We start from the raw sequence: 20,258 nt of genomic DNA, 5'->3' as shown, positions 1-20,258 counted from the left end.
GGGCTTGCGCCGCCATGCAGGCAGGTCAGGGAGTTGGAGAGCCGTTTTGGATATGGGGTGTCCGGGACTTCAAATAAAATCATGAAAGGAGGATGTTGCAGTGGTTGGAGCAAGACATTTATGGGTAATGATTGCGTCTTTGTTTATTCCTATTTTTTTAACGGTTCCTTTTGCCTACTCGGGAGCTTCCGACAGTGGATTTCAGCCCTTTGATCTGGGGGAGGTGGTGGTTTCCGCCGATCGGGAAAGGGAAAAAAATATCGCCATTACAAACGAGATCACGGCGGACGATATCAAGGCGACCAACAGCCATACGGTTGCCGAAGCCCTGTCGAGAGCCCCGGGCGTCCGGGTGACGACAGGAGCAAAGAATCAGGCCACCGTATCGATTCACGGTTTCGATCAGAGCCAGATCCTTTTTATGATTGACGGAGTTCCTTATTATGAGACCAAATTCGGCATCCTCGATCTGAACAGCATCAGTACGGATAACATCGCCAGGATCGAGATCATCAAGGGAGCGCCTTCCGTCCTCTACGGTGCCAACACGATGGGGGGCGTCGTCAACATCATCACAAAAAAACCGACGGAAAAACCCTTCACCAGCGCCTCGTTCGAAGTGTCGGGAAACGACACCTACCGGGCCTCCGCTTCTCACGGCATGAAGGTGGGCATGTTCCATTACTGGCTTAATTATATGTATGAAAAATCGGGCGGCTGGGATCTGTCGGACGACTATCCTGTAAAAGAGGGGACATTGACGGATTTTCACGAGTTTCCCTATAATAAAACAACGTCTGCAAAGGTTTTCGAAGACGGCGGCAAACGCTATAATTCCGATTATGAAACTCAGAATCTAAGCGGCCGCTTCGGAATCGAACCGAACAAGGATTCTCAATACTACATGACCCTCTTCTACCGGACGAAGGAGAAGGGGGTGCCGTCCAATACGGAAGGCAACCAGGTATGGGCCCGCCCCGTTTTCTCTCAGTTTTACGCAAGCTATATCCCCGACTACGATGAATGGGGGGTCGATCTGGATGGCCGCCAGCGCCTGTCCGATAAGCTGGTGCTCAAAGGGAAGCTTTTTTATCACAGGCATAAAGACAGCCTTTATGCCTATGAAGACCCGTCGCTTGACGATGTGCTGGCCAAGAGCCATTATAAAGACTACCTTGCGGGCGGATCGCTCATTGTAGATTTTCAACCCGTATCATGGGATTCGGTCCGCCTGGGCTTGAGTTACAGAGGGGATTCCCACAAGGAAGTGGCGGATGAATATCTGCCGTACGAGAAATACCGGTCCTACACGGGTTCGATCGGACTGGAAAATGAATTTACCCTGATCAAGAATCTTACGGTCGTTGCGGGGCTCAGCTACGATTGGTATGAGGTGACGGAGGCCAAAAGAAACGTCACGAGTACGGAAACAGCAACCTATGGCGATTATCTCGGGCAGGAGGATCTTTATCAGCCAAATGACGATGATATCAATTACATGATCGGAGCCAACTATCTCTTTTCCGATAATACCAAGATCTATGCCTCTGCAGCCAGAAAGAGCCGGTTTCCGACTCTCAGAAGTCTCTACAACAAGCTCGATGCCAATTGGGGAGACCCCCATCTGAAATCCGAGAAGAGCAACAACTATACAATCGGGGCGTCCAGGCCCTTTGGATCTTTCATGAGGGCCGATTTCGCCCTCTTCTGGCATGACATCAAGGATAAGATTTCGTCTACCGGGTCCGCAAAAACGGGTGATTATCATCCGATAAACATCGATGGCGTGAGAACGATCGGTTACGAAGCGGGAGTCGAACTTTATCCCGTGGATAAACTGATTCTCCGGGCCGATTACACCTATACCTATGCAAAGGATAGAAGTGAGGACCGGGTCAGCGATGATGTAACGGGTATCCCCAGGAGAGCGTTCAACCTTTCGGCTCAGTACACGCTGCCTTCCGTCAACACGAAGATGGATTTCAATGGCTCCTATGTGTCTCACGTCTGGACCAACGTGACGCCGGGACAGGAAGATTCGTTGGACAGTTATTGGCTGTGGAACGCCAAGGTCACCCAGCCCATGGGGAAACACGTTGAATTTTATGTTGCGGCGAACAACCTTTTCGACAACTATTATGAATGGGGAGACGGTTATCCGGCACAGGGGCGCAGCTTTTGGAGCGGCGTTTCCGTCAAGTTCTGAAGCGTTTCATCTGGAAACGAATGACCAACGCCGGGCTTGATGAGGTCCCGTGTGCCGGTGCGGAAAACCCATGATATGCCGGGACGCCGATTGTCCCGGCTGCGTTCAGGTTTCAATACCGAAGATGATTTTTCTTGCGTAAATCCGTCATAAATGTACCATCTTTGCGTATAACCCCCGTGTGGTTTTGTAACCATGGGAACACTCGACCCTCCGGGCGAAGGCGACAAAAATCGCCTTCGCCCGGAGGTCCGCCTGGAATCAAGGCGAGCAGGGAGGAAGGGTCGAAGCGGGGGGGATTCCACTCCACATTCTTCACCTTCGACATGATCCATGTAATACCGATGGAAGGCATCGGCGGAGGGCATGAACGGAGAATCGCCCGGCAGCTCCTGCCTGGCAAAGAGCAGAGGAGACGCATAGATGGGTCACATACAGACAATGTTCGATCCGGCAACGATCGCCCTGGTCGGGGCATCGGAAAAACGCGGTGCCGTGGGAAGATCGATTCTCGAAAAACTTCTGAATTCCGGAAAAAGGCGCATCTACCCGGTCAATCCGAAGGCGGAGTCCCTGCTCGGGATCAAGAGCTATCCTGATATCGCTGCTGTTCCTGAACAGATGGACCTGGCGGTCATTGCCGCACCGGCCCGCTCTGTGCCCCGGGCGCTGGAGGAATGCGGAGCGGCCGGCGTAAACGGCGTGGTCATCGTCTCGGCCGGATTTCGTGAAACCGGCGAAGAGGGCAGACGACTGGAACACGACATCAACAGGATCGGCAAGAAGTACGGGATGCGCATCCTGGGTCCGAACTCCGTCGGTTTTATCAGGCCTCCCCTCAACCTGAGCGCCACTTTTCTTAAAAACACCCCCCCGCCAGGCCGTATCGCTTTCATCTCTCAGAGTGCGGCCCTGGGAAGCGCCATCCTTGACTGGGCGGCCGACGCAGGGATCGGTTTCAGCCTGTTCGCCTCCCTCGGGGACATGATCGACATCGACTTTGCCGATCTGATCGACTTCCTGGAGGAATATGACGAGGCTACAAGAAGCATTCTGATCTACATGGAGAGTGTCGGAAATGCGCGGAAATTCATGAGCGCGGCGCGTGGGTTTGCCCGCCGCAAGCCCATCATCGTTTTGAAGCCCGGCAGATACGGCGAAGGGGCCGGGGGGGCTGACTTTCAGCTCGCCTCCATGGCTGGTGACAGTGCCGTCTACGGTGCGGCGTTCCGGCGGGCAGGCGTATTGAGAGTCAAGGAAATAGCGGAACTCTTTGATGCGGCGACGGTCCTTGTTTCCCGGAAGTTTGCCCGAGGTCCGAGGGTCGCCGTCATCGGCTCCGCCGGTCCCTGCGCGGTCACCATGGATGCACTGCTCGAAAAGGGCGGGGAACTGGCCAATCTTTCACAGGAAAGCATAGACCGCATCAACACCGTCATGCCGCCTTACTGGAACAAGGCGAATCCGGTTTATCTGCATGGAGGCGCCACCGTCGAACAATATGCGGAGGCACTGGCCATATGCATCCAGGATGAGGCGGTGGACGGTGCAATTGTAAACTATGTGCCCCTCATTAATGCCCCCTCCGATCAAGTTGCGCAGGCGATCGTGAAGGTTGCTGAAAAAAACAGAAAGCCCGTCATCGCTGTATGGATGGGCGGAAAAGTGGTTCAGGAGGGCAAAGGCATTTTTTCCCGGAACGGCATCCTGGTTTATGACACGCCGGAAGAGGCGGCCAGAAGCTACATGAATATGTACAATTACAGGCGGTACCTCGATCGGCTGTATGAAATCCCCGCCGCGCTGCCCGAGCAGGAAGCGCCTCCGAAAGAACGCCTCAACGCGCTGATCGGCAATGCCCTTGCAGAGGGACGGACGTTGCTCAACGAACAGGAGTCGAAGGAATTTCTCGCCGCTTATGGAATTCCGACGGCGATGCCCCAGGTTGCCCGGAATCCTGAAGAGGCTGTAGCCATCGCCGAAAAGCTGGGATATCCGGTCGCTCTCAAGATTGTCTCGCCCGATATCTCCCGCAAAAGCGAGGTGGATGGCGTCATCCTGGGGATCGACTCCCGGGACGAGCTGCCGGGTGCCTGTGAAAAGCTGGTCCGAAGAGTGAGGAAATGGGCCCCGGAGGCGACGCTCAGTGGCGTGGCCGTGGAAAAGATGGTGAGCCGCGTGGAGCATGAACTCCTCCTGGCAGCAAGGAAGGATACGGATTTCGGTTCGGTCATCCTCTTCGGGTCGGGTGGGCCCATGGCCGGGGCCGGAAGGGATTATTCCGTCGGCCTTCCCCCGCTGAACAAGACCCTGGCGTCCATGCTGATCCAGGACACCCGTGTGTACAAGATGATGCGGAATTCCCGCGAAAGCTCAGCGGCAGATATTGCAAGGCTTGAGGAAGTGCTGATCAATTTTTCCAATCTGATTGTCGACTTTCCGGAGATAGCGGAAATCGTGATCAATCCTTTTGCGGTATCCCCGGAGGATATGGCCGCCCTGGATGCAAGGATAACGATCGAAAGAGATCCTCGCCCGGACGGTCCATCGGCCTATCCTCATCTGGCCATCAGCCCTTACCCTACAAAATACATTCGGTCCTGGCAGATGGAGCCTGGAACGGAAGTGGTCCTGAGGCCCATCCGGCCGGAAGACGAACCTGCGAAATCCGAGATGCTCCTTTCTTCTTCCCCGGAATCCTTGAGAACCCGGTTCTTTCACACGGTAAAGGACATTCCCCGCAAATTGCTCATCTACTTTGTCAACGTCGACTACGATCGGCATATGTCGCTGATTGCCGAGGTTCAGGAGGAGAAGAAAAAAAGGATGATCGGGGCGGCGAGCCTCGTCATGAATGCGGATATGACCTCCGGGGAACTGGCCGTTTTCGTGCACGACCGGTACCAGGGAAAAGGACTTGGAAAGAGGCTCTTGGAGTCCCTGATTGACATCGCCAGGGATAAATCTCTTCCGGAGGTGCACGCGGAGGTCCTTTCGGAGAATGCAACGATGCTGGGAATCTTCAGGCGCTTTGGCTTTACCGTCCGGCAGCTTCCGGGGGGCTCCAGCGAGTGCAGGTTGAATTTGGGCTGATGGGTACGGATTATCCTTATTTTTAACATGCTCCAGAGTTTTTCTCCGCCGCGGGAGGCTTTGACGGATCAGGAAAGGCGAAGGCGGAACCGGACCGCCGGGGGCAGGGCAGTTTGCCGGGGGTGGCAGGCTGCAAGAGCTTCAGGGATCTTCCCGTTGCCTTCGGAACGAGGGGTCCGCCAGTACCAGCACAAGGGTGAAGAAGGGAAAGAGGGCCAGTCCCCCCAGCAGCCATTCCAGGGGTACGGATTCCGCGATTTTTGCGAAGAGAAAAACGAGAACCCCGCCACATCCCCAGACGAATCCGCCCAGAAAAGAGGAGACCGTTCCCGTATATCCGGGGGCCCGTTCCTGCGCCATGCTGATCAAAAGGGAAAAGGGGAGCATCAGGAAAAACCCCAGCAGAAACACCATGAGCAGCTGTGCGGCGCCTGCCGGCGGCATCGCGTTGAAAAGCAGCAGGAGAACAATGGGGGGGATGGAGGAGAGAAGAATCACGAAGAATCGCCCCGTCTTGCGGGCCGAGAGGCTGCCGGCCAGCGGACCGAGGGCGCAGCCCAGGGACAACAGAGAGAGGAAGAGGCCTGTTCTAGTTACGGATGCCCCGTGCTGGCGCAGAAGGATGGGCAGAAAGGCATAGAGGTTCATGGCGATGATGCTGACGGCGAGGGCAAAGAGGAAAAGGGGTAAAATCGGGGGAAGAATCTTCGCAAGGGGATAAGAGAAGCCTTTCGCCTGCAACCGCTGGCGGCTCCCGGGATTCGGGAGAATTTTCAAAAGCCACACGGTGGCCAGGATGCCGGGAAAAGAAATCAGGTAAAACTTTTCCATACCGAAGTGCGTAACGAAGAGGGAAATGAGGGAGGGGCCGGCAACAAACCCCAGCGAAGTAGCCAGGAGAAGGAAGGAGATGACCAGGGATCCGCCGTCGGGATGGATGGCCTTCACGGCGGAAAAGGACGCCGGATGGAAGGCGCAGATCCCGATTCCGGCAAGGAGCAGGAACAGGACCAGAAATCCGTAATTCGGAGCGGAACCCAGCCCGCCCATCCAGAACCCGACCCATAGAGGGGAAAGACACAGGAACGGATAATATCCCAGCCGGTCTTCAAGCCAGCCGAAGATGGGTTGCAGCACCGAATTGAAGAGCGAGAAGACGGAGACCAGGGCGCCTGTTTCCGTGAGGGAAAGCTTCATCTCCGTCATGAAAAGGGGAAGGAGAGGCGCCAGGATGCTCGTGTAGGACGTGATCAGGAATTTGACGACATAAAGCGGGACATTCCTCACGGGGGGGGGGCCTTGATCCGCGGCCTGCCGCCGCTGTTGCCTGCTGTTCGCCCGGCTCATCCGCCTTCCCATCTCCGGAACAGATCGTGTTCGATGCCGAGGGAGTCGAGAATTTTTCCGATGGTCTGATGAATCAGGTCATCGATGCTCAACGGCTGGTGATAGAACGAAGGAATGGGGGGCAGGATCTGGGCGCCGCACTCCGCTGCCGCCTCCATAAGCCTGAGATGGCCGAGATGAAGCGGCGTTTCTCTCACCACGAGAATCAGTCTGCGTTTTTCTTTCAGGGTGACATCGGCGGCACGGATCAGGAGATTCTCCGTATACGAATGGGCGATGCCGGAAAGGGTCTTGATGGAACAGGGGATGACGACCATGCCGCAGGTCAGGAATGAGCCACTCGCCAGGGCCGCGGCCATATCCCGGTTGTCATACCAGCGGGAAGCAAGGGCCGTTACCTGGGAGAACTGAAAGGGCGTTTCGATTTCAATAGTCTTCCTTCCGGACTCGGAGACGATCAGGTGGGTTTCCACGTCCATCTTTCTGAGGACTTCCAGCATCCTGATCCCGTAGATGACGCCGCTGGCGCCGGTTATGCCGATCACAATCCGCTTTGCCATTCTTCAGACCTTTCCCCTTTCTTCATCCGGGACGTTCAGATCTTCCTCGAGGTACTGCACGATGTATTCCGTCAGCAAATCGATGTTCCGCAGAACCAGGCCGATTCCTTCGCCGTCGAGGTTGTCCCAGTGGATGCCGGCCGTGACGACGACCCGCGTTTTGAAGACCGAGGAGAGATGTTCAGACGCCTTTTTTACGACTTCGTCTTCCTTGTGGCCCACCACGCAGAGCACGGAGGCGGTGGCGCCGGTCCTGCCGGGGTCTCGAAGGCTCGGCCGCGGCTGGGCCAGCGCGACGGCTCCGATGTGCGGCCGTTCGCCTCCCCAGATCGAGACGAGCAGATCCTGTCCGATCCACTGCGCCGAGGCATCCAGATCATACCGGCCTTCTTCCGTCCTGAAGAGGATCCCGTTCAAAGTTCTTGTTGCCCGCAAGAGTTTCCCCCTTCAACGCTTCCGCGAAAACCATTGCGCCACCGGTTCCGTGGAGCCGCTTCCCTTAGCTTTTTCCCGTATAACGAAAATTCAAAGCAATGCAAGACTTTTTCTGTTTACAATTGGCCGTGTGTCATCTATGAATATCTTACTTCGCTGAAAGCGGTCTGGATGGCCTTATCCCTGACAGGCTCCCATCCTGAGAGAAGAAAAATGCCCAAAAAAAAAGAGAAAGGATTACGACCATGAAGTGGACCATCAGACTGTTTGTGCCCCTTGTTTTTTTCTTCTTTTTGAGTTCCCCCGGCTGGCCCGCCCAGGCCGCGCCTGATCCGCATAAGGCCGATCGTCTCGTGGACCTGAACGCCTGCATCGACTACCTGGAAAAGACGGGGAATCTCGTCCGCGTCAAATCGGAGGTCGATCCGGTCCATGAGCTCGCCGGCATTGCAAAGAAGTTCGAGGGGAAGAAGTGCGTCCTTTTTGAAAAGGTCAAGGGGAGCGCCTTCCCGGTATTCATGGGCCTTCTGTGGAACCGCGATACGGTGGGCTCCCTCTTCAACGTCCCCAAGGAGAAGGTCCCCTTCGTCATAGGCCAGGCCATCGGTGCGTGGAGAAAGGACAAGGAGGCGCTGCCGTCGAAGGTTCTCGATAAGGGACCGGCCAACGAGGTTGTCGTGACCAAGGGTGTCAACCTCTACGATCTTCCCGCCCCGGTCCATGCCCTGCAGGACGGCGGACCCTATTTCGACTCTTCCGTGGTGGTGGTGAATGATCCGGCGACGGGAAAGCCCAACATCTCCATCCACCGGATCATGATCACCGGCAAGGATCGCCTTACCTTCCTGATCGATCCGGGAAGGCACCTGGGGGCCTACCTTGAAACGATGGAAAAGCAGGGGAAACCCCTTCAGGTGACCATCAACAACGGCGTCGGGCTCGCCCCCTGGCTGGTTTCTTCCGTACCGGGAACGGGGCCCGGAAAGGCGACCATTGCAAGCCATATCGTCGGCAGGCCGATCCATTTCATCAAGGCGCAGACCGTCGATGTCCCTGCCTTTGCCGATGCGCAGTTCGTGATCGAAGCGGAAATCATCCCTCACGTCCGGGAGACGGAAGGCCCCTTTGCCGAGGTGACGGGATATTATGGAAAACAGGACAAGCGCTGGGTCATGCGGGTCAAGGCGATCACCCATCGGAAGAATCCTGTCTTCCATTCCCTGCTCTCGGGCCAGGAAGTCTGGAATGCCGTCGGCTTCACCGCCGAGGCGAAGATCTTCGTTACGGTGAAACAGAAGGTTCCTGACCTTAAAGCGGTTTACCTTCCCCCGGGGGGATGCGGGTTTTATGGCGCCGTTCTCCAGCTGACCAAGAGCAGGGAGGGCATTCAGAACGAGGCCATCCAGGAGGCGTTCAAGGCCTTTCCATCCCTCCAGTGGGTTGTGGCCGTGGACGACGATGTCAATATCTACGACCCGATCGACGTCGAATGGGCGATTACGACGCGCTTCAACGCCAAGAAGGGATTTATCGTCCTGAAAGATCAGCCCGGCCATATCCTGAATCCCATGGTTGAGGACGGCCTGGTCACCAAGGTCGGCGTGGATGCAACGGCCCCGTATCCCCGCACCTCCGCCTTTGAACGGGTGAAATTCAAGGATGTGGATCTGGGGAAGTTTGTGATCCAATAGCGCCGGCGCCTGCGGATCTCCCCGGCGGGACTGCCTGGAAACGGATTTGATGCAGAAAGAAAGCAAAACGGGATGGCCTGAAGCGGGTAGTCATCGCCATGAACGTTCTTGCATTTTCCTGCGCCGATCCGTCTAGCCATTTCATGAAAGAGGCGTGGACTGAAAATTGGGATTCTATGAAGAGATGATCCGGCGCATGGCCGCCGATGCCGATCCGGCGGCGGTGATCGAGGATATCAGAATTTATGTCAACTGGGTCCTGGTCAAGACCGGGAAATGGTCTCTTTCGACCTACTTTCATAACATGCCCGGTTTTAACGAGCCGATCGGCATGGATGCCTGGATGGGGGATTGGATCGGCCGGCCCGCCCGGGCGGCAGCCCTCGAACTCCTGGCAAGCCGGAAGAACCTCAGGCGCAGTGTCGGAATGGCTTGCCTCAAGTCCCTGCTCCCGGAACCTCCCGTGACGATTGAAGGAGGGGCCATGGAACTCTTCGAGCCGGCCATAACAGCCCGCGTACCGAGTTGTTTTATCGGCTACTTCAAAAAAGCGGCCCTGTGGCGGGAGCAGGGCTATCCCGTCACGATTGTGGAGCTTTTTCCCCGCCCGGGGGATATCCATTGGGAGCAGGCTGACCAGGCGCTCCAGGACGCCGAACTGGTCTTTATGACCGGCTTGACCGTTGTCAACGAAACCCTCGAAGCCGTGATCCGCCGGACGCCGTCCGCCCGGATGAGGATCCTCATGGGTCCCACCGTACCCGCCAGCCCCGTGCTCTTCAGTTATGGCGTTGATGTACTGGGCATTACTTCTATCGACGATGTGGAGCTCATGTCCGGCTATGCGTTGCGGGGTGGGGGAAGTATCGCCAACGCCCCGTCCGGGGCGCTTCGAAGCCTCAATATGGCGAGCGACCTGGATGAACTCCGGGAGCGGATTGCCGCCTTGGCGCATTGAATTCCCCTTGGCCTTTCGGATGATGCCGCCGACGCCGTCGACGGATGAGAGCGCCGCGGGCCGCGGATAAAGTTCATTCAAGGAGAGAGGATATGTGGCTTGACCGCCTGGTTGAATGGCAGGCACAGGGCATCCCCTGTGCGATCGTGACGATTATTGACGCCCAGGGATTCACACCGCGCAAGACGGGGGCCAAAATGGTCGTGACTGAAGATGGCCGGAGCGCCGGATCGGTGGGAGGCGGCACGTCCGAGCAGCAGTGCATCGAACTGGCCGCCAAGGCCATTGCTCATCGGACCTGCCTGATGCAGCGCTTTGTCTCTCCCGTTGAAGGGGGGGAATGGATGGCAGAGGATCGTCCCCTGGGGGCCTGCGGGGGGACCATGACGGTCTTTATCGAACCGATTGTGCCCGAGCCTGAACTGGTCATCTTTGGCGCCGGCCATATCGGGCAGTGTCTGGCGCGCCTGTGTGCCGTCATGGAAATGTCCTATCGCGTTTATGATGACCGGCCGGGAATTCTGATCCCCGATCGTTTCCCCGGGGCCGGGGTCCTCGTCTGCGCCCCCTTTGACAGGATTTCCGAGAATATCGAACTTACGGCCATGAGTTACTGCGTCATCATGACCTATGGACACGACCATGACGAGGTGGTTCTGGAACAACTGCTTCCCTGCAAGGAGATCCCCTATATCGGCATGGTGGGCAGCCCGAATAAGGCGCGCGTGCTGATCGAGAACATCCGGGGGCGCGGCGGAGAAATTGATGAGCGGCTCTACTGTCCGGTGGGGCTGTCGATCGGGCGCAATCAACCCCAGGAAATTGCCCTGTCCATCCTGACCGAAGTCGTTCTTCTCTGCCGCGGCGGCAATCTTTCTCACCTGCGCCGTGACTGGACTTCAACGTAAAGGATCCTGGCTCACCGGACTGGATCCATATTCCCTTTTAAAAAGAAAAACGGCTGTTCCCAGGCAACCCGAGGGGACGATTACAGATCTCCCTCAGCCTGATGTGGTCATTGAGGCCGGCATGGCCAAAAGAAAGGTTTCGCAGAGATGTTTTGTTCTTCGTCCTGGGGACATCTATCCCGAAGGCGAAAGAAATAGAAGCCTTCGGGAAGATGTCCCATCATGTGATCATTCTGCGCCTACAATGATGCTGCTTGTCTTGATGATGGCAAAAGCAGCCGCCCCGTCTTTCAGGGCCAGGTTGTCGGCGCTCGTGTTGGTGATCACCGCCGCGAGAGACGGTCCGCTCTTCAGAGCGATGACGACTTCGGTATTTACAGCCCCCTTCTTGACGCTTGACACGGTAACGCTCAAAACATTCCTTGCACTCAGTTTCATGACCCTTACCTCCATCAGTATTAAATTTTGACAGTAAAAAAACACAGATCACGATCGAATATCTTCCAATTAATTTTAATGATTTTAAGCAACAAAACATCCATATCGGAAAGAAACCTTTCCAATGGCGTCCCGAACATTCAGGACATCGTTTTATGTTCTTCTCCGAGCTGTATGACAAAAGGGCTCGAGCGAAAAACGCGTCATGACAGTTCTCTTGCCTGTGATGGTGTGATCAGGAATATCCTTGACATTATATCATTCATAAGATAAGCGGGGCATGAATTATGTTATTTCAGGCATAAAAGGATTCTTCTCTTATGCAATGATGTCCGGCCAACCTGATCAAAAGACGCTCTGATGGAGTCATGTGAATGCCTGAAAAAATATCTGCCCCGAGATATATGCCCAAAAAACTTACGGTATCAGGTTTGGTAAACAACCCTCTTCGCCTTCGCGTGGAGGATCTGCGACAGATGGAGGTTGTTGAACTTAACAACCTCAAAAGGTTCTACTCTATCGGTATGGGAGATGGGATTGCAGAGAAATATCAGGGTGTTCTGCTTCGTACACTGACGCATTCAGGCGGGCCGGTGTGGGGAATTGGAGTGAAGTCGGGCAGGGCTTGAAAAGAAAAGGGTTGAGCGGCGGGATTCCGGGAGCATTTAAAGATGACCCGTCGAATTTTCCCGGATGCTGATCCGCATCATCAGGGAGTGCAAATGACCTTGATGCCATGGTGGTTTCAGCTTCAAGGGACTTTGGAACACCTTGCACGGTGTCTTCCTTCGCGGGTTGTATTTGGGTTGAATATGCGTTATGCCCTGCATAATTTGAATCTGAGACTTCTGAAGTAAGGCGGTCAGAAAATCCCCCTTTTTTTAAAAATTCATTTAGGAAAGGATGAAAGATGAAGAACTGGACTATCAAACTCTTTTTGGCGGTGTTTTGTTTCGTGTTTTTAACCGGGACAGCCCTTGCGGGTGAAATTAAAATATCCGTGGCGGCCAGCCTGACGGATGCAGTAACGGACATTTCCAAGGAATTTACAAAAAAGAACCCAGGGGTTTCATTTCAACGAAACTTTGCCAGTTCCGGGGCATTGGCAAAACAGATCGCGAACGGCGCCCCCTGCGATGTCTATTTCTCCGCCAATGTGGAGTGGATGGACTTCCTGAAAGAAAAGAACCTGGTCGATGCGCGGCATGTTTCCACCTTTGCCTTCAATGAAGTGGTCTTTGTGGGCAAGCCCGGTCTCAAGGTGAGCGGCATGCAGGATGTGGTGAAACTGGGGAAGGTCGCCATCGGCAGCCCGAAGAGCGTTCCTGCCGGCCAGTATGCCATGGAGGCGATCAAGAGTGCGGGTTTGGAGAAGCAGCTGGAAAAAAAGCTGGTCATGGCGAGAGATGTTCGGGAATGCCTGATGTATGCCGAACGCGGTGAGGTGGATGGGTCCTTTGTCTATAAGACGGACGCGATGATGGCCAAGAATGTGAAGATTCTTTTTGCCGTGCCCCAGAACTATTACTCGAGAGTGACCTATCCTGTAGCGCTTACAGCTGCGGGAAGCAAAAATGCCGAAGCGGTGGCATTCTATAATTTCCTGAAAACCGCCGATGTAAAGAAGATTCTTGCCAAATACGGGTTTGCGGTGAAGTAATTTCCACATGCCCGGTTTTACATCGACCGATTATTCGGCAATCCTGCTGTCGATCAGAGTGGCCATTGTGGCCACTCTGATTTCTCTTCCCTTTGGTTTTGCCGTTGCCTATCTCATGACCTTCCGGAAGTTCCGGGGGCGGGTCGCCCTGGATGTCCTTGTCAATCTTCCTCTGACATTGCCGCCTGTCGTCGTTGGCTATCTTCTGCTCCTCCTTTTGGGACAGCAGGGCTGGGTCGGGAAGATGATCCTCCAGCCCCTCGGGATTCAGCTGATTTTTACCTGGAAAGCGGCGGTCATCGCCACGGCGGTCTTGGGCTTTCCCCTGATGGTCCGGTCGATGCGGACAGGAATGGAAACCATCGATGTGCGCCTTATTCAGGCTTCCCGGACCCTCGGAGCAGGCTGGTTTCACAATGTCCTCACGGTGATCCTGCCCCTTTCCGTCCGGTGAATCATCGCCGGCTCCGTTCTCATGTTCGCCCGGGGACTGGGTGAATTCGGGGCGACGATCATCGTCGTGGGAAACATCCCCGGGGTTACCCAGACGATCCCCCTGGCGATTTATGAATACATCAGTTCCCCTCGAGGCGACGAGATGGCCATGGCCCTCTGCTTGGTGTCCATAACCATTTCCGTAGCCGTGCTCATCTTTCACGAATGGTTGGGGAGAAGAATGATTCGGACGGACTGACATGGAACTGCGTGTGGACACAGGAAAACAGTTTGGCACCTTTTTCCTGGAGGCGAACTGTACCGTTGCAGTGGAGCGGATCGGCCTGGCGGTCACGAAGGAGGGCATCCCGGTGAAGTGCTGGACGATGCCGGGCAACACCTCGGACATGAAGACCGTGGAAAAGGTCAAGAGCGATCTTCTCGGCTGGAAACGGGGCCGCTGCGTCTGGGTCATGGACCGTGGGATGAGTTCCGAAGAGAATCGCCTGATCCTGCAGAAGGCCGGCGGTCATTACATCATCGGCGAGAAGCTCCGGGACAATCAGGAGATCCACCGCGAGGTTCTGGCCAAGCGGGGCAGGTTCACTTCCGTTCGGGAAAACCTGGAGATCAAGGAAGTGATCATTGGCGACGGGGAAAAGCGCCGCCGCTTTATCCTGGTTCACAATCCGGATGAAGCCAAAAAGGATCAGGCCACTCGCGAGAAGACCATCAAAAAGATTGAAGAAGCTCTGAAGTCCATCAAAGAGCAGACCGGACACGGTCACACGAAGAACGTCTGCGCCCTTCTGTCCCACCGGACCATGGGCAGATACCTGCGGCAGTTGAAAACCGGGCGGATCAAAATCGACAAAGGGAAGATCAGAGAAGAGGCCCATCTGGACGGGAAATACATCATTTCCACCAGTGACGACACCCTGAGTCCTGAGGATGTGGCACTGGGGTACAAACAACTGATGGAAGTGGAGCGGGCTTTCCGAACCCTGAAAACGACTCTGGATCTGAGACCTGTTTATCACCGGAAGGATGAACGGATCGAAGCCCATGTGTTCCTCTGTTTCCTGGCACTCCTTCTGGTAAGGGTTGCCGAGAGGAAAACGAACATGCCTTGGGACCATATCAAAGCTCAAATGGAGCGCCTTCATCTTGGAGAATTTTTTTCAAAAGAAGGACGGGTATTACAGACCACCGAACCGACACCGGAACAAGTCAACATCCTAAAACTACTAAAGATATCTCCACCGCAACGTATTCGGCATATCCAGGTGACCCCTTAAAAATGTAGGCAAACGCCAAAAATTCGACAACGACTTATAACGATAATTTTACTTAAGAATTTCAATTTTGTTTACCTACCGCTGTCGAAGGCGGGTGACCGTTACCCGAAAAATCGCCCTTGAGTTTCAAGCTTTTGATATTAATAGAAACTTTTCTTTAGGGTTGGGAGTACAAATAAAGTGGCGCTCTCTGTCAACAAAAACATGTGAATATAAAAACATAGGAATATGTAAACATAAGAATATGGGAACACAAAAAATTCCAATTCCATCTCAAAAATGCTATCAAGCCGGTACACTGCGTCATGGTTTCTGGAAATCCGGGCGAGGAAGATCGCCATGGAAAGCGGGTACATAAGGCACATTCATGGAGATGGCCGGGGCAAAATATCGTGGTGGAATGTTTGATCAACAAACGGTAAAATCATGGAAATTCTATCTGTCATCACTCCTTGGGCAAGGGAGGAAGGCTATGAAGGTTATCATGAGTTCCATTGAGCTGCGGCCGATTGGAATCGTGTGCTCATCGGAAGCCTCCACGGCAAACATTTCACTTCAGGGGATTTCTTCGGTTATCGAAATCTTCCCGGAATATGCGGCTGCCCTGGATAAGATCAATGAGAACTCCCATCTGTGGGTTCTGTCCTGGTTCCACGAATCCCGGCGGGACGTTCTTACGGCATCTCCTGAGCGGGTGAATCCCCGCGTGCCGAAATACGGGGTTTTTGCCTTGAGGACTCCGGTCCGGCCGAATCCGATCGCCCTGACCCTCGTACGGCTGGAAGGAAATGCGGGGAACCGTCTGTTCGTCGACGGGCTGGACGCCGTGGATGGAACCCCCATTCTGGATATCAAACCATACTTCGAGCAGGATATCGTCTTTTCTCCCCGCACTCCGGAGATCGTGCCGGCTTGCCGGCAGATGAGGGAAAGGCACATGGAAAGAGAGGCCTTTGCCCACCACCGTGAGATCTGTGCCGACCTGCACATTGCCGTGAGGATGGGATTGTTCGTGGAGGAACGCTGGGGGAAGCTGAATAACGATGAATTGATTGTAACAGTGACCGGTTCCGCCTGCCTCGCCGATGTCCTGCAAGGGCTGACCCGGGCCCGCCTGGCCAATCCCCCGCGGTTTGCCTTTCAGCCTTCCGGAGAAAGGTTCTGCAGCATCTGGAGAAAAAAAGGGGAACAGATTTCTCTGACCTGGCTGGGCGAGACAGACCCTGACCGCATGAAGTCACTTTCCGACGAGGAACTGTTCAAGATCGAAGGAACTCCTTCCGTCATTTCAGGGCATCGGCCATGATCCCGTAAAGGTCGGTATTGTCGATGGCGCGGCCAAGGCGCTCACTTCCCGGCCCTGAACTCCAGATGATCGTGTCGACCCCCGTGTGTTTCTTCCCCGTCCATGCTGTTTCGACCTCGCCGTCGGCGTCCTTCCCGGTTGAAAAAGGGCCTGTAATGGCGAATCCGCCCGTTTCGTGGTCGGGAACCACGATCAGAAGGGTTTCCGCCTTGCGCTTCGGGTCCTGATCCACCCACGCCCGGACAACGGCTACGGCTTCGTCGAAGGCCAGAACTTCACCCACCTGGTAGGGAAAATTGTTCTCGTGGTTGGCCCTGTCCACCAGAGAGCCTTCGATGAGAAGAAAAAAACCGGCTTCATTCTGTTCCAGGACCCTCAGAGCGGCCGTTGCCATCTCCCGCAGCCGAGGTTCGGCTGATTCCGGCTTTCTGATGTATTCCGGGGTAAGGGTATGGTCGGAAAAAAGCCCCAGGAGTTTTGTCGCACCCTCCTCAACGGCTTTTTCCAGTTCTTTCCGGTCGGCAACCACACGGTATCCCCGCTCCTGAGCCAGGCGCAGAAGATCTCCGGCGGTCCCGCATGGATCGGCCTCCTGCGCTGTCAGCAGAGCTTTACCGCCGCCCAGAAGCACGCTCACATGTGACTCTTCGATGTACTGGCGGGCGATTTCCTTCCAGCAGCGGCGGAAGGGGACATGGGCGCCGAAGGCGGCGGGGGTTGCGTCGGTGATTGCCTCTGTCGCAACAAGGCCTGTGGATCTGCCGGATTTCATGGCCAGCTCCAGGATGTTCGGCTGATACGGGCGCCCGTCACGGTGATAGCAGACTTCACCGTTGGAGAATTTTTCTCCGCAGGCCCAGGCTGAAGCTGCGGCTGCCGAGTCGGTAATGACGCCGCCGGCGGCAAAGGTTCTCTGGTATCCGATCTGATCCAGGGTTTCAAAAGAGAGGGGAAGAGGATTGCTCCCATGTTTGGAAATGCGGGCGGCTGTGACATTGGCCAGCCCCATCCCGTCGGGAACAATGAGAATGATATTCCTTGCCCTTCCGGAGCAGGAGGAGGCGGGCAGGATGAAGAAAATAATGACGAAAATGACAATGCGGGACAGATGGACTTCATCAACCGGAGATCTCGTCATCAGCTTCCCGCCTAGCTCCTGGATTATTTGACTTCCACCGCGAACGATATCAGCCAATCACCAAAAGAACAAGATTTAAGATCAGGGCTGAAAAAGGCGGTTGATAACGTTTCGCCTCTGTTGCGCCATCCCGATAGATGAATTGTTTGACCGGAAGGGGAATTATGCGCTGACCTGGTCCTTCAACAGTGATTCCCGTTTAGTCCCGTTGTGTTGATAGTAAACGCTGGACCGCGATATTCCAAGCAGTTCAGCCTGACGGCACACGGCAATGTCAAGATCCTTTCTTTTGATAAGCGACACGCGCTCCTTGTGGCTCAGATCCAGATTCTGTCGCAGCCAGTTCAGTTCTTTCTGAAGTTGATCAACCTGACGGTTGAGGCTTTGGATCTGCCTTTCCTTCTCCTGGTCATCGTCCTTCTTACGATTGGTGAAAAGATCCGGCATCCGCCGGGTAGCAATGACTTTCCAGTTGCGGACCTGCACCGGATGAATCTTATAGCGATCGGCGAGTTCAGCCGATGTTTTCTTGTCCCGAATGGCTTCCAGAACGACCTTGGCTTTAAAGGACGGGGTGTATGTCTTTCGTTTGTGTTGCATGTAAGTTTCTCCTTTTTCTGACTCAGCTTTGAAAAAAATTTTCCCTGCAGCTGTAAAAACAGACCGCCAGAGTCCATATCCCACTCTGAAGCCCGATGAGTCGATGGCCTAGTGGATGAACCGGCAACTCAAAGTGGTCTTTTTATGTCATAATGTAAGAATAAGAGGTTGATTGTAATAATGAGTCATATAATGTAATGATAAGTAAATCAACAAGAATTGTTCGAGTCATTATGACTTTATTGACATAACGATAGGCAAGGCTTATGATAGAGAAATGCAGGGGATTTCAGGTATTTGAAAGGCAGATTACTTCTTAATAGGAAGAATTGTTATGAACTTTTTGAAGATTCCTGTTTTTTGTCGCTGTCAGGGGTGCACAGAAAGGATAACTGCTTTGTCCGCTCAGCGATCAGGGAAGTGATTTCCTTTTCAAGCTGGTCGAAAGCCTCCAGCAGTGCTGTCGCCTGTTCGGTAAGATGCATTCCCTGTTTTTGCGATTCAATAACCACCAAGGGGATTCCCAGCCGTTCCTCGGAGGCCTTCAGCCTGCCCCATGCCGCACGATAGGACATATTCAGCTTTTTAGCGGCTGCATTGAGGCTTTTGCATTCCGCAATCGTCTTGAGCAGTTCATATCGTCCCTCGCCGAATAGAACACGGCCATTCTTTTCCAGCCATACTTTATGTCGGATGTTCAACGATTCCATCCTCTTCTTCTGAAATTTGTGGGCGAACCAATATGTTATTTATGCCATAGAGCAGGCGGAAAATCAAGACAAAGTCAAGCAGGAGAGTATTTTGAACAGGCGTGTTTTTGGCTTGACTTCCAGGATGACCTCCTTTTATGCTGCAGCTGTTTTGTATGAAATGATCTTTAAGGAGCCCCTGCTTATGAAACCTGCAATCGTTGTTATCGACATGGTCAAGGATACCCTGGATTCTTCCCATCCCCTGCCCATTACGCCTTTTGCCCGGGCCATTGTGCCGATGATAAACCATCTGACGGAGGAAGCCCGGAAACGTTCGATCCCCGTCATCTTTTCCACCGACAGCTTTCTCGAAGGGGATTTCATTTTCAAGGGAAAGATGAAAGAGCACAGCATCCGGGGCACTGAAGGCGCTGAAGTCACCGACCGGCTGGTTCAGGCCCCGACGGATATCTGGCTCCCCAAACGCCGCTTCAGCGCATTTTTCAAGACGGATCTCGATCAGACACTGCGTCTGCATGGTGTAGACACCCTGGCCGTCGCAGGCATCAGCACCAACTGGTGCGTCCTTTCCACGGTCCTGGATGCGCTGGCCCATGATTTTGCCGCCTATTTCATCGAGGATTGCTGTGCTGCCCACAAAGAGGAAGTCCATGAGCAGATCCTGAACATTTTCCGCAATAATCCACTTTATCCGATTTTCCAGGTTATGACCGCCGACGAATTTCTGCAAAAGCTGAACTGATGTGGTGAAATCTTTCACCGGGAAAGGAAGAAGCCATGATGCTCCAGGAACTGGTTTTGAAGAACAGGAGTTACCGACGATTTGAAGAAAGCGAACGAATATCCGAAGAAACGCTGAAAGAACTTGTGGACCTCGCCCGCCTTTCGCCTTCGGCGGCCAATCTCCAACCGCTCCGGTTTGTCCTTTCCGCGGATCCTGACAAGAATGACCGAATCTTTCCCTGTCTTGCCTGGGCCGGTTATCTGAATGACTGGCCAGGCCCTTCGGAAGGGGAGCGCCCTGCCGCGTATATCGTGATACTGGGAGATACGTCCATTGTCCACTCCTTCGGGTGCGACCATGGAATTGCCGCGCAGAGCATCCTTCTGGGTGCGGTGGAGAAGGGACTGGGGGGATGCATGATCGCTTCGATCAAGCGGGCGGCCCTGCGGCAGTCCCTGAACATCCCGGAGCAGTACGAAGTCCTCCTTGTGCTGGCTCTGGGCAGGCCGCGGGAGAAGGTTGTCATTGAACCCCTCGGACCGGATGGCTGCATCCGATACTGGCGGGATGAGGAGGGCGTCCATCACGTTCCCAAGAGGCCCCTGGAAGAGCTTCTTCTCTGAAGCTCCCTTCCGACCGTGAAGGGCAGAAGGCTCAGCGGCCTTGAAGCTGTGAGGCAAAACCCCGATGTCGGCGTGGGGACAGCGACGAAGCGGTCTTAAAAAGGCGCATGTTAACGTCGGGATTG

Annotated in this window: 18 protein-coding genes and 1 pseudogene; 12 read left to right on the top strand and 7 right to left on the bottom strand. The window is 54.5% G+C overall.

The annotated features are described in order from the left end of the window. Window positions 1-127: 127 nt before the first annotated feature. Complete coding sequence (locus ACJ77P_RS13215; protein WP_408998504.1) at window positions 128-2,206, top strand: TonB-dependent receptor plug domain-containing protein; 2,079 nt, start codon at window positions 128-130, stop codon at window positions 2,204-2,206. A gap of 423 nt (window positions 2,207-2,629) precedes the next feature. Next, on the top strand, window positions 2,630-5,299 hold the full coding sequence (locus ACJ77P_RS13210) for a GNAT family N-acetyltransferase (RefSeq protein ID WP_408998503.1): 2,670 nt from the start codon (window positions 2,630-2,632) through the stop codon (window positions 5,297-5,299). Window positions 5,300-5,440: 141 nt separating this feature from the next. On the opposite strand, the gene ACJ77P_RS13205 is transcribed toward ACJ77P_RS13210, so the two are convergent. From ACJ77P_RS13205 to ACJ77P_RS13195, 3 genes are read right to left on the bottom strand one after another with little or no spacing between them, the layout of a single operon-like run. Continuing rightward, entirely contained in the window at window positions 5,441-6,646 is a 1,206-nt protein-coding gene (locus ACJ77P_RS13205) for an MFS transporter (RefSeq protein WP_408998502.1), read from the bottom strand. Continuing rightward, a complete protein-coding gene (locus ACJ77P_RS13200) occupies window positions 6,643-7,206 on the bottom strand; it encodes a UbiX family flavin prenyltransferase (protein ID WP_367359412.1) in 564 nt (187 codons plus the stop codon). The genes ACJ77P_RS13205 and ACJ77P_RS13200 overlap by 4 nt, the downstream gene beginning before the upstream one ends. Window positions 7,207-7,209: 3 nt before the next feature. Further along, window positions 7,210-7,641, bottom strand: a complete 432-nt coding sequence (locus ACJ77P_RS13195) for a hypothetical protein (protein ID WP_408998501.1) — start codon at window positions 7,639-7,641, stop codon at window positions 7,210-7,212. A 245-nt stretch (window positions 7,642-7,886) separates the two neighbouring features. Here ACJ77P_RS13195 and ACJ77P_RS13190 point away from each other — a divergent pair, with 245 nt between their 5' ends. The 3 genes from ACJ77P_RS13190 to ACJ77P_RS13180 all read left to right on the top strand — a co-directional run bounded on the left by ACJ77P_RS13190 (window position 7,887) and on the right by ACJ77P_RS13180 (window position 11,198). Next, window positions 7,887-9,332, top strand: coding sequence for a UbiD family decarboxylase (locus ACJ77P_RS13190; protein ID WP_408998500.1), 1,446 nt, complete (start codon window positions 7,887-7,889; stop codon window positions 9,330-9,332). A gap of 166 nt (window positions 9,333-9,498) precedes the next feature. Next, on the top strand, window positions 9,499-10,290 hold the full coding sequence (locus ACJ77P_RS13185) for a Rossmann-like domain-containing protein (protein ID WP_367359409.1): 792 nt from the start codon (window positions 9,499-9,501) through the stop codon (window positions 10,288-10,290). Between the two features lie 92 nt (window positions 10,291-10,382). Further along, window positions 10,383-11,198, top strand: a complete 816-nt coding sequence (locus tag ACJ77P_RS13180; protein ID WP_408998499.1) for an XdhC family protein — start codon at window positions 10,383-10,385, stop codon at window positions 11,196-11,198. Window positions 11,199-11,426: 228 nt separating this feature from the next. Here the strand turns inward: ACJ77P_RS13180 and ACJ77P_RS13175 are convergent, their stop codons facing one another. After that, entirely contained in the window at window positions 11,427-11,636 is a 210-nt protein-coding gene (locus ACJ77P_RS13175; RefSeq protein WP_367359407.1) for a molybdopterin-binding protein, read from the bottom strand. A gap of 374 nt (window positions 11,637-12,010) precedes the next feature. On the opposite strand from ACJ77P_RS13175, the gene ACJ77P_RS13170 reads away from it, so the two are divergent. The 5 genes and pseudogenes from ACJ77P_RS13170 (at window position 12,011) to tsaA (ending at window position 16,335) form a co-directional block, all read left to right on the top strand. Continuing rightward, the gene (locus tag ACJ77P_RS13170; RefSeq protein ID WP_367359406.1) at window positions 12,011-12,265 is read left to right on the top strand and encodes a hypothetical protein; all 255 of its coding nucleotides are present in this window, start codon (window positions 12,011-12,013) and stop codon (window positions 12,263-12,265) included. A 281-nt stretch (window positions 12,266-12,546) separates the two neighbouring features. Continuing rightward, window positions 12,547-13,296: a molybdate ABC transporter substrate-binding protein gene (gene modA / locus ACJ77P_RS13165; RefSeq protein ID WP_367359405.1), complete on the top strand. Its 750-nt coding sequence runs from the start codon at window positions 12,547-12,549 to the stop codon at window positions 13,294-13,296. Between the two features lie 7 nt (window positions 13,297-13,303). Next, window positions 13,304-13,990: pseudogene (gene modB / locus ACJ77P_RS13160) on the top strand (molybdate ABC transporter permease subunit). Between the two features lies 1 nt (window position 13,991). After that, the gene (locus tag ACJ77P_RS13155; protein ID WP_408998498.1) at window positions 13,992-15,029 is read left to right on the top strand and encodes a transposase; all 1,038 of its coding nucleotides are present in this window, start codon (window positions 13,992-13,994) and stop codon (window positions 15,027-15,029) included. 472 nt (window positions 15,030-15,501) lie between these two features. Beyond that, window positions 15,502-16,335 carry a tRNA (N6-threonylcarbamoyladenosine(37)-N6)-methyltransferase TrmO gene (gene tsaA / locus ACJ77P_RS13150; RefSeq protein ID WP_367359403.1) on the top strand — a complete coding sequence of 278 codons (834 nt, stop codon included), beginning with the start codon at window positions 15,502-15,504 and terminating at the stop codon, window positions 16,333-16,335. Here the strand turns inward: tsaA and ACJ77P_RS13145 are convergent. The 3 genes from ACJ77P_RS13145 to ACJ77P_RS13135 all read right to left on the bottom strand — a co-directional run bounded on the left by ACJ77P_RS13145 (window position 16,313) and on the right by ACJ77P_RS13135 (window position 18,783). After that, window positions 16,313-17,473, bottom strand: a complete 1,161-nt coding sequence (locus tag ACJ77P_RS13145) for an alkaline phosphatase (RefSeq protein ID WP_408998497.1) — start codon at window positions 17,471-17,473, stop codon at window positions 16,313-16,315. The two genes, tsaA and ACJ77P_RS13145, sit on opposite strands and share 23 nt — an antisense overlap. Before the next feature lie 162 nt (window positions 17,474-17,635). Then, window positions 17,636-18,073: a hypothetical protein gene (locus tag ACJ77P_RS13140; protein WP_408998496.1), complete on the bottom strand. Its 438-nt coding sequence runs from the start codon at window positions 18,071-18,073 to the stop codon at window positions 17,636-17,638. 332 nt (window positions 18,074-18,405) lie between these two features. Continuing rightward, window positions 18,406-18,783 (bottom strand): winged helix-turn-helix domain-containing protein, encoded by a 378-nt coding sequence (locus ACJ77P_RS13135; RefSeq protein ID WP_367359401.1) that lies wholly within the window; start codon window positions 18,781-18,783, stop codon window positions 18,406-18,408. Window positions 18,784-18,967: 184 nt separating this feature from the next. Between ACJ77P_RS13135 and ACJ77P_RS13130 the strand changes: the two genes are divergently transcribed. Next, window positions 18,968-19,528, top strand: coding sequence for a cysteine hydrolase family protein (locus ACJ77P_RS13130; protein WP_367359400.1), 561 nt, complete (start codon window positions 18,968-18,970; stop codon window positions 19,526-19,528). Window positions 19,529-19,563: 35 nt separating this feature from the next. Beyond that, complete coding sequence (locus ACJ77P_RS13125) at window positions 19,564-20,133, top strand: nitroreductase family protein (protein ID WP_367359399.1); 570 nt, start codon at window positions 19,564-19,566, stop codon at window positions 20,131-20,133. Window positions 20,134-20,258: the final 125 nt, after the last annotated feature.

Origin of the sequence: Syntrophus buswellii, assembly GCF_046097065.1 — a bacterium.
Classification (GTDB): Bacteria; Desulfobacterota; Syntrophia; order Syntrophales; family Syntrophaceae; genus Syntrophus; species Syntrophus buswellii.
This window is presented reverse-complemented; position numbering and strand designations above follow the sequence as displayed.

Coding starts and splice junctions, on each gene's coding strand:
- ACJ77P_RS13215 (WP_408998504.1), top strand. CDS start 128: ATGATTGCGTCTTTGTTTATTCCTATTTTTTTAACGGTTCCTTTTGCC.
- ACJ77P_RS13210 (WP_408998503.1), top strand. CDS start 2,630: ATGGGTCACATACAGACAATGTTCGATCCGGCAACGATCGCCCTGGTC.
- ACJ77P_RS13205 (WP_408998502.1), bottom strand. CDS start 6,646: ATGAGCCGGGCGAACAGCAGGCAACAGCGGCGGCAGGCCGCGGATCAA.
- ACJ77P_RS13200 (WP_367359412.1), bottom strand. CDS start 7,206: ATGGCAAAGCGGATTGTGATCGGCATAACCGGCGCCAGCGGCGTCATC.
- ACJ77P_RS13190 (WP_408998500.1), top strand. CDS start 7,887: ATGAAGTGGACCATCAGACTGTTTGTGCCCCTTGTTTTTTTCTTCTTT.
- ACJ77P_RS13180 (WP_408998499.1), top strand. CDS start 10,383: ATGTGGCTTGACCGCCTGGTTGAATGGCAGGCACAGGGCATCCCCTGT.
- ACJ77P_RS13175 (WP_367359407.1), bottom strand. CDS start 11,636: ATGAAACTGAGTGCAAGGAATGTTTTGAGCGTTACCGTGTCAAGCGTC.
- ACJ77P_RS13170 (WP_367359406.1), top strand. CDS start 12,011: ATGCCTGAAAAAATATCTGCCCCGAGATATATGCCCAAAAAACTTACG.
- modA (WP_367359405.1), top strand. CDS start 12,547: ATGAAGAACTGGACTATCAAACTCTTTTTGGCGGTGTTTTGTTTCGTG.
- ACJ77P_RS13155 (WP_408998498.1), top strand. CDS start 13,992: ATGGAACTGCGTGTGGACACAGGAAAACAGTTTGGCACCTTTTTCCTG.
- tsaA (WP_367359403.1), top strand. CDS start 15,502: ATGAAGGTTATCATGAGTTCCATTGAGCTGCGGCCGATTGGAATCGTG.
- ACJ77P_RS13145 (WP_408998497.1), bottom strand. CDS start 17,473: ATGACGAGATCTCCGGTTGATGAAGTCCATCTGTCCCGCATTGTCATT.
- ACJ77P_RS13140 (WP_408998496.1), bottom strand. CDS start 18,073: ATGCAACACAAACGAAAGACATACACCCCGTCCTTTAAAGCCAAGGTC.
- ACJ77P_RS13135 (WP_367359401.1), bottom strand. CDS start 18,783: ATGGAATCGTTGAACATCCGACATAAAGTATGGCTGGAAAAGAATGGC.
- ACJ77P_RS13130 (WP_367359400.1), top strand. CDS start 18,968: ATGAAACCTGCAATCGTTGTTATCGACATGGTCAAGGATACCCTGGAT.
- ACJ77P_RS13125 (WP_367359399.1), top strand. CDS start 19,564: ATGATGCTCCAGGAACTGGTTTTGAAGAACAGGAGTTACCGACGATTT.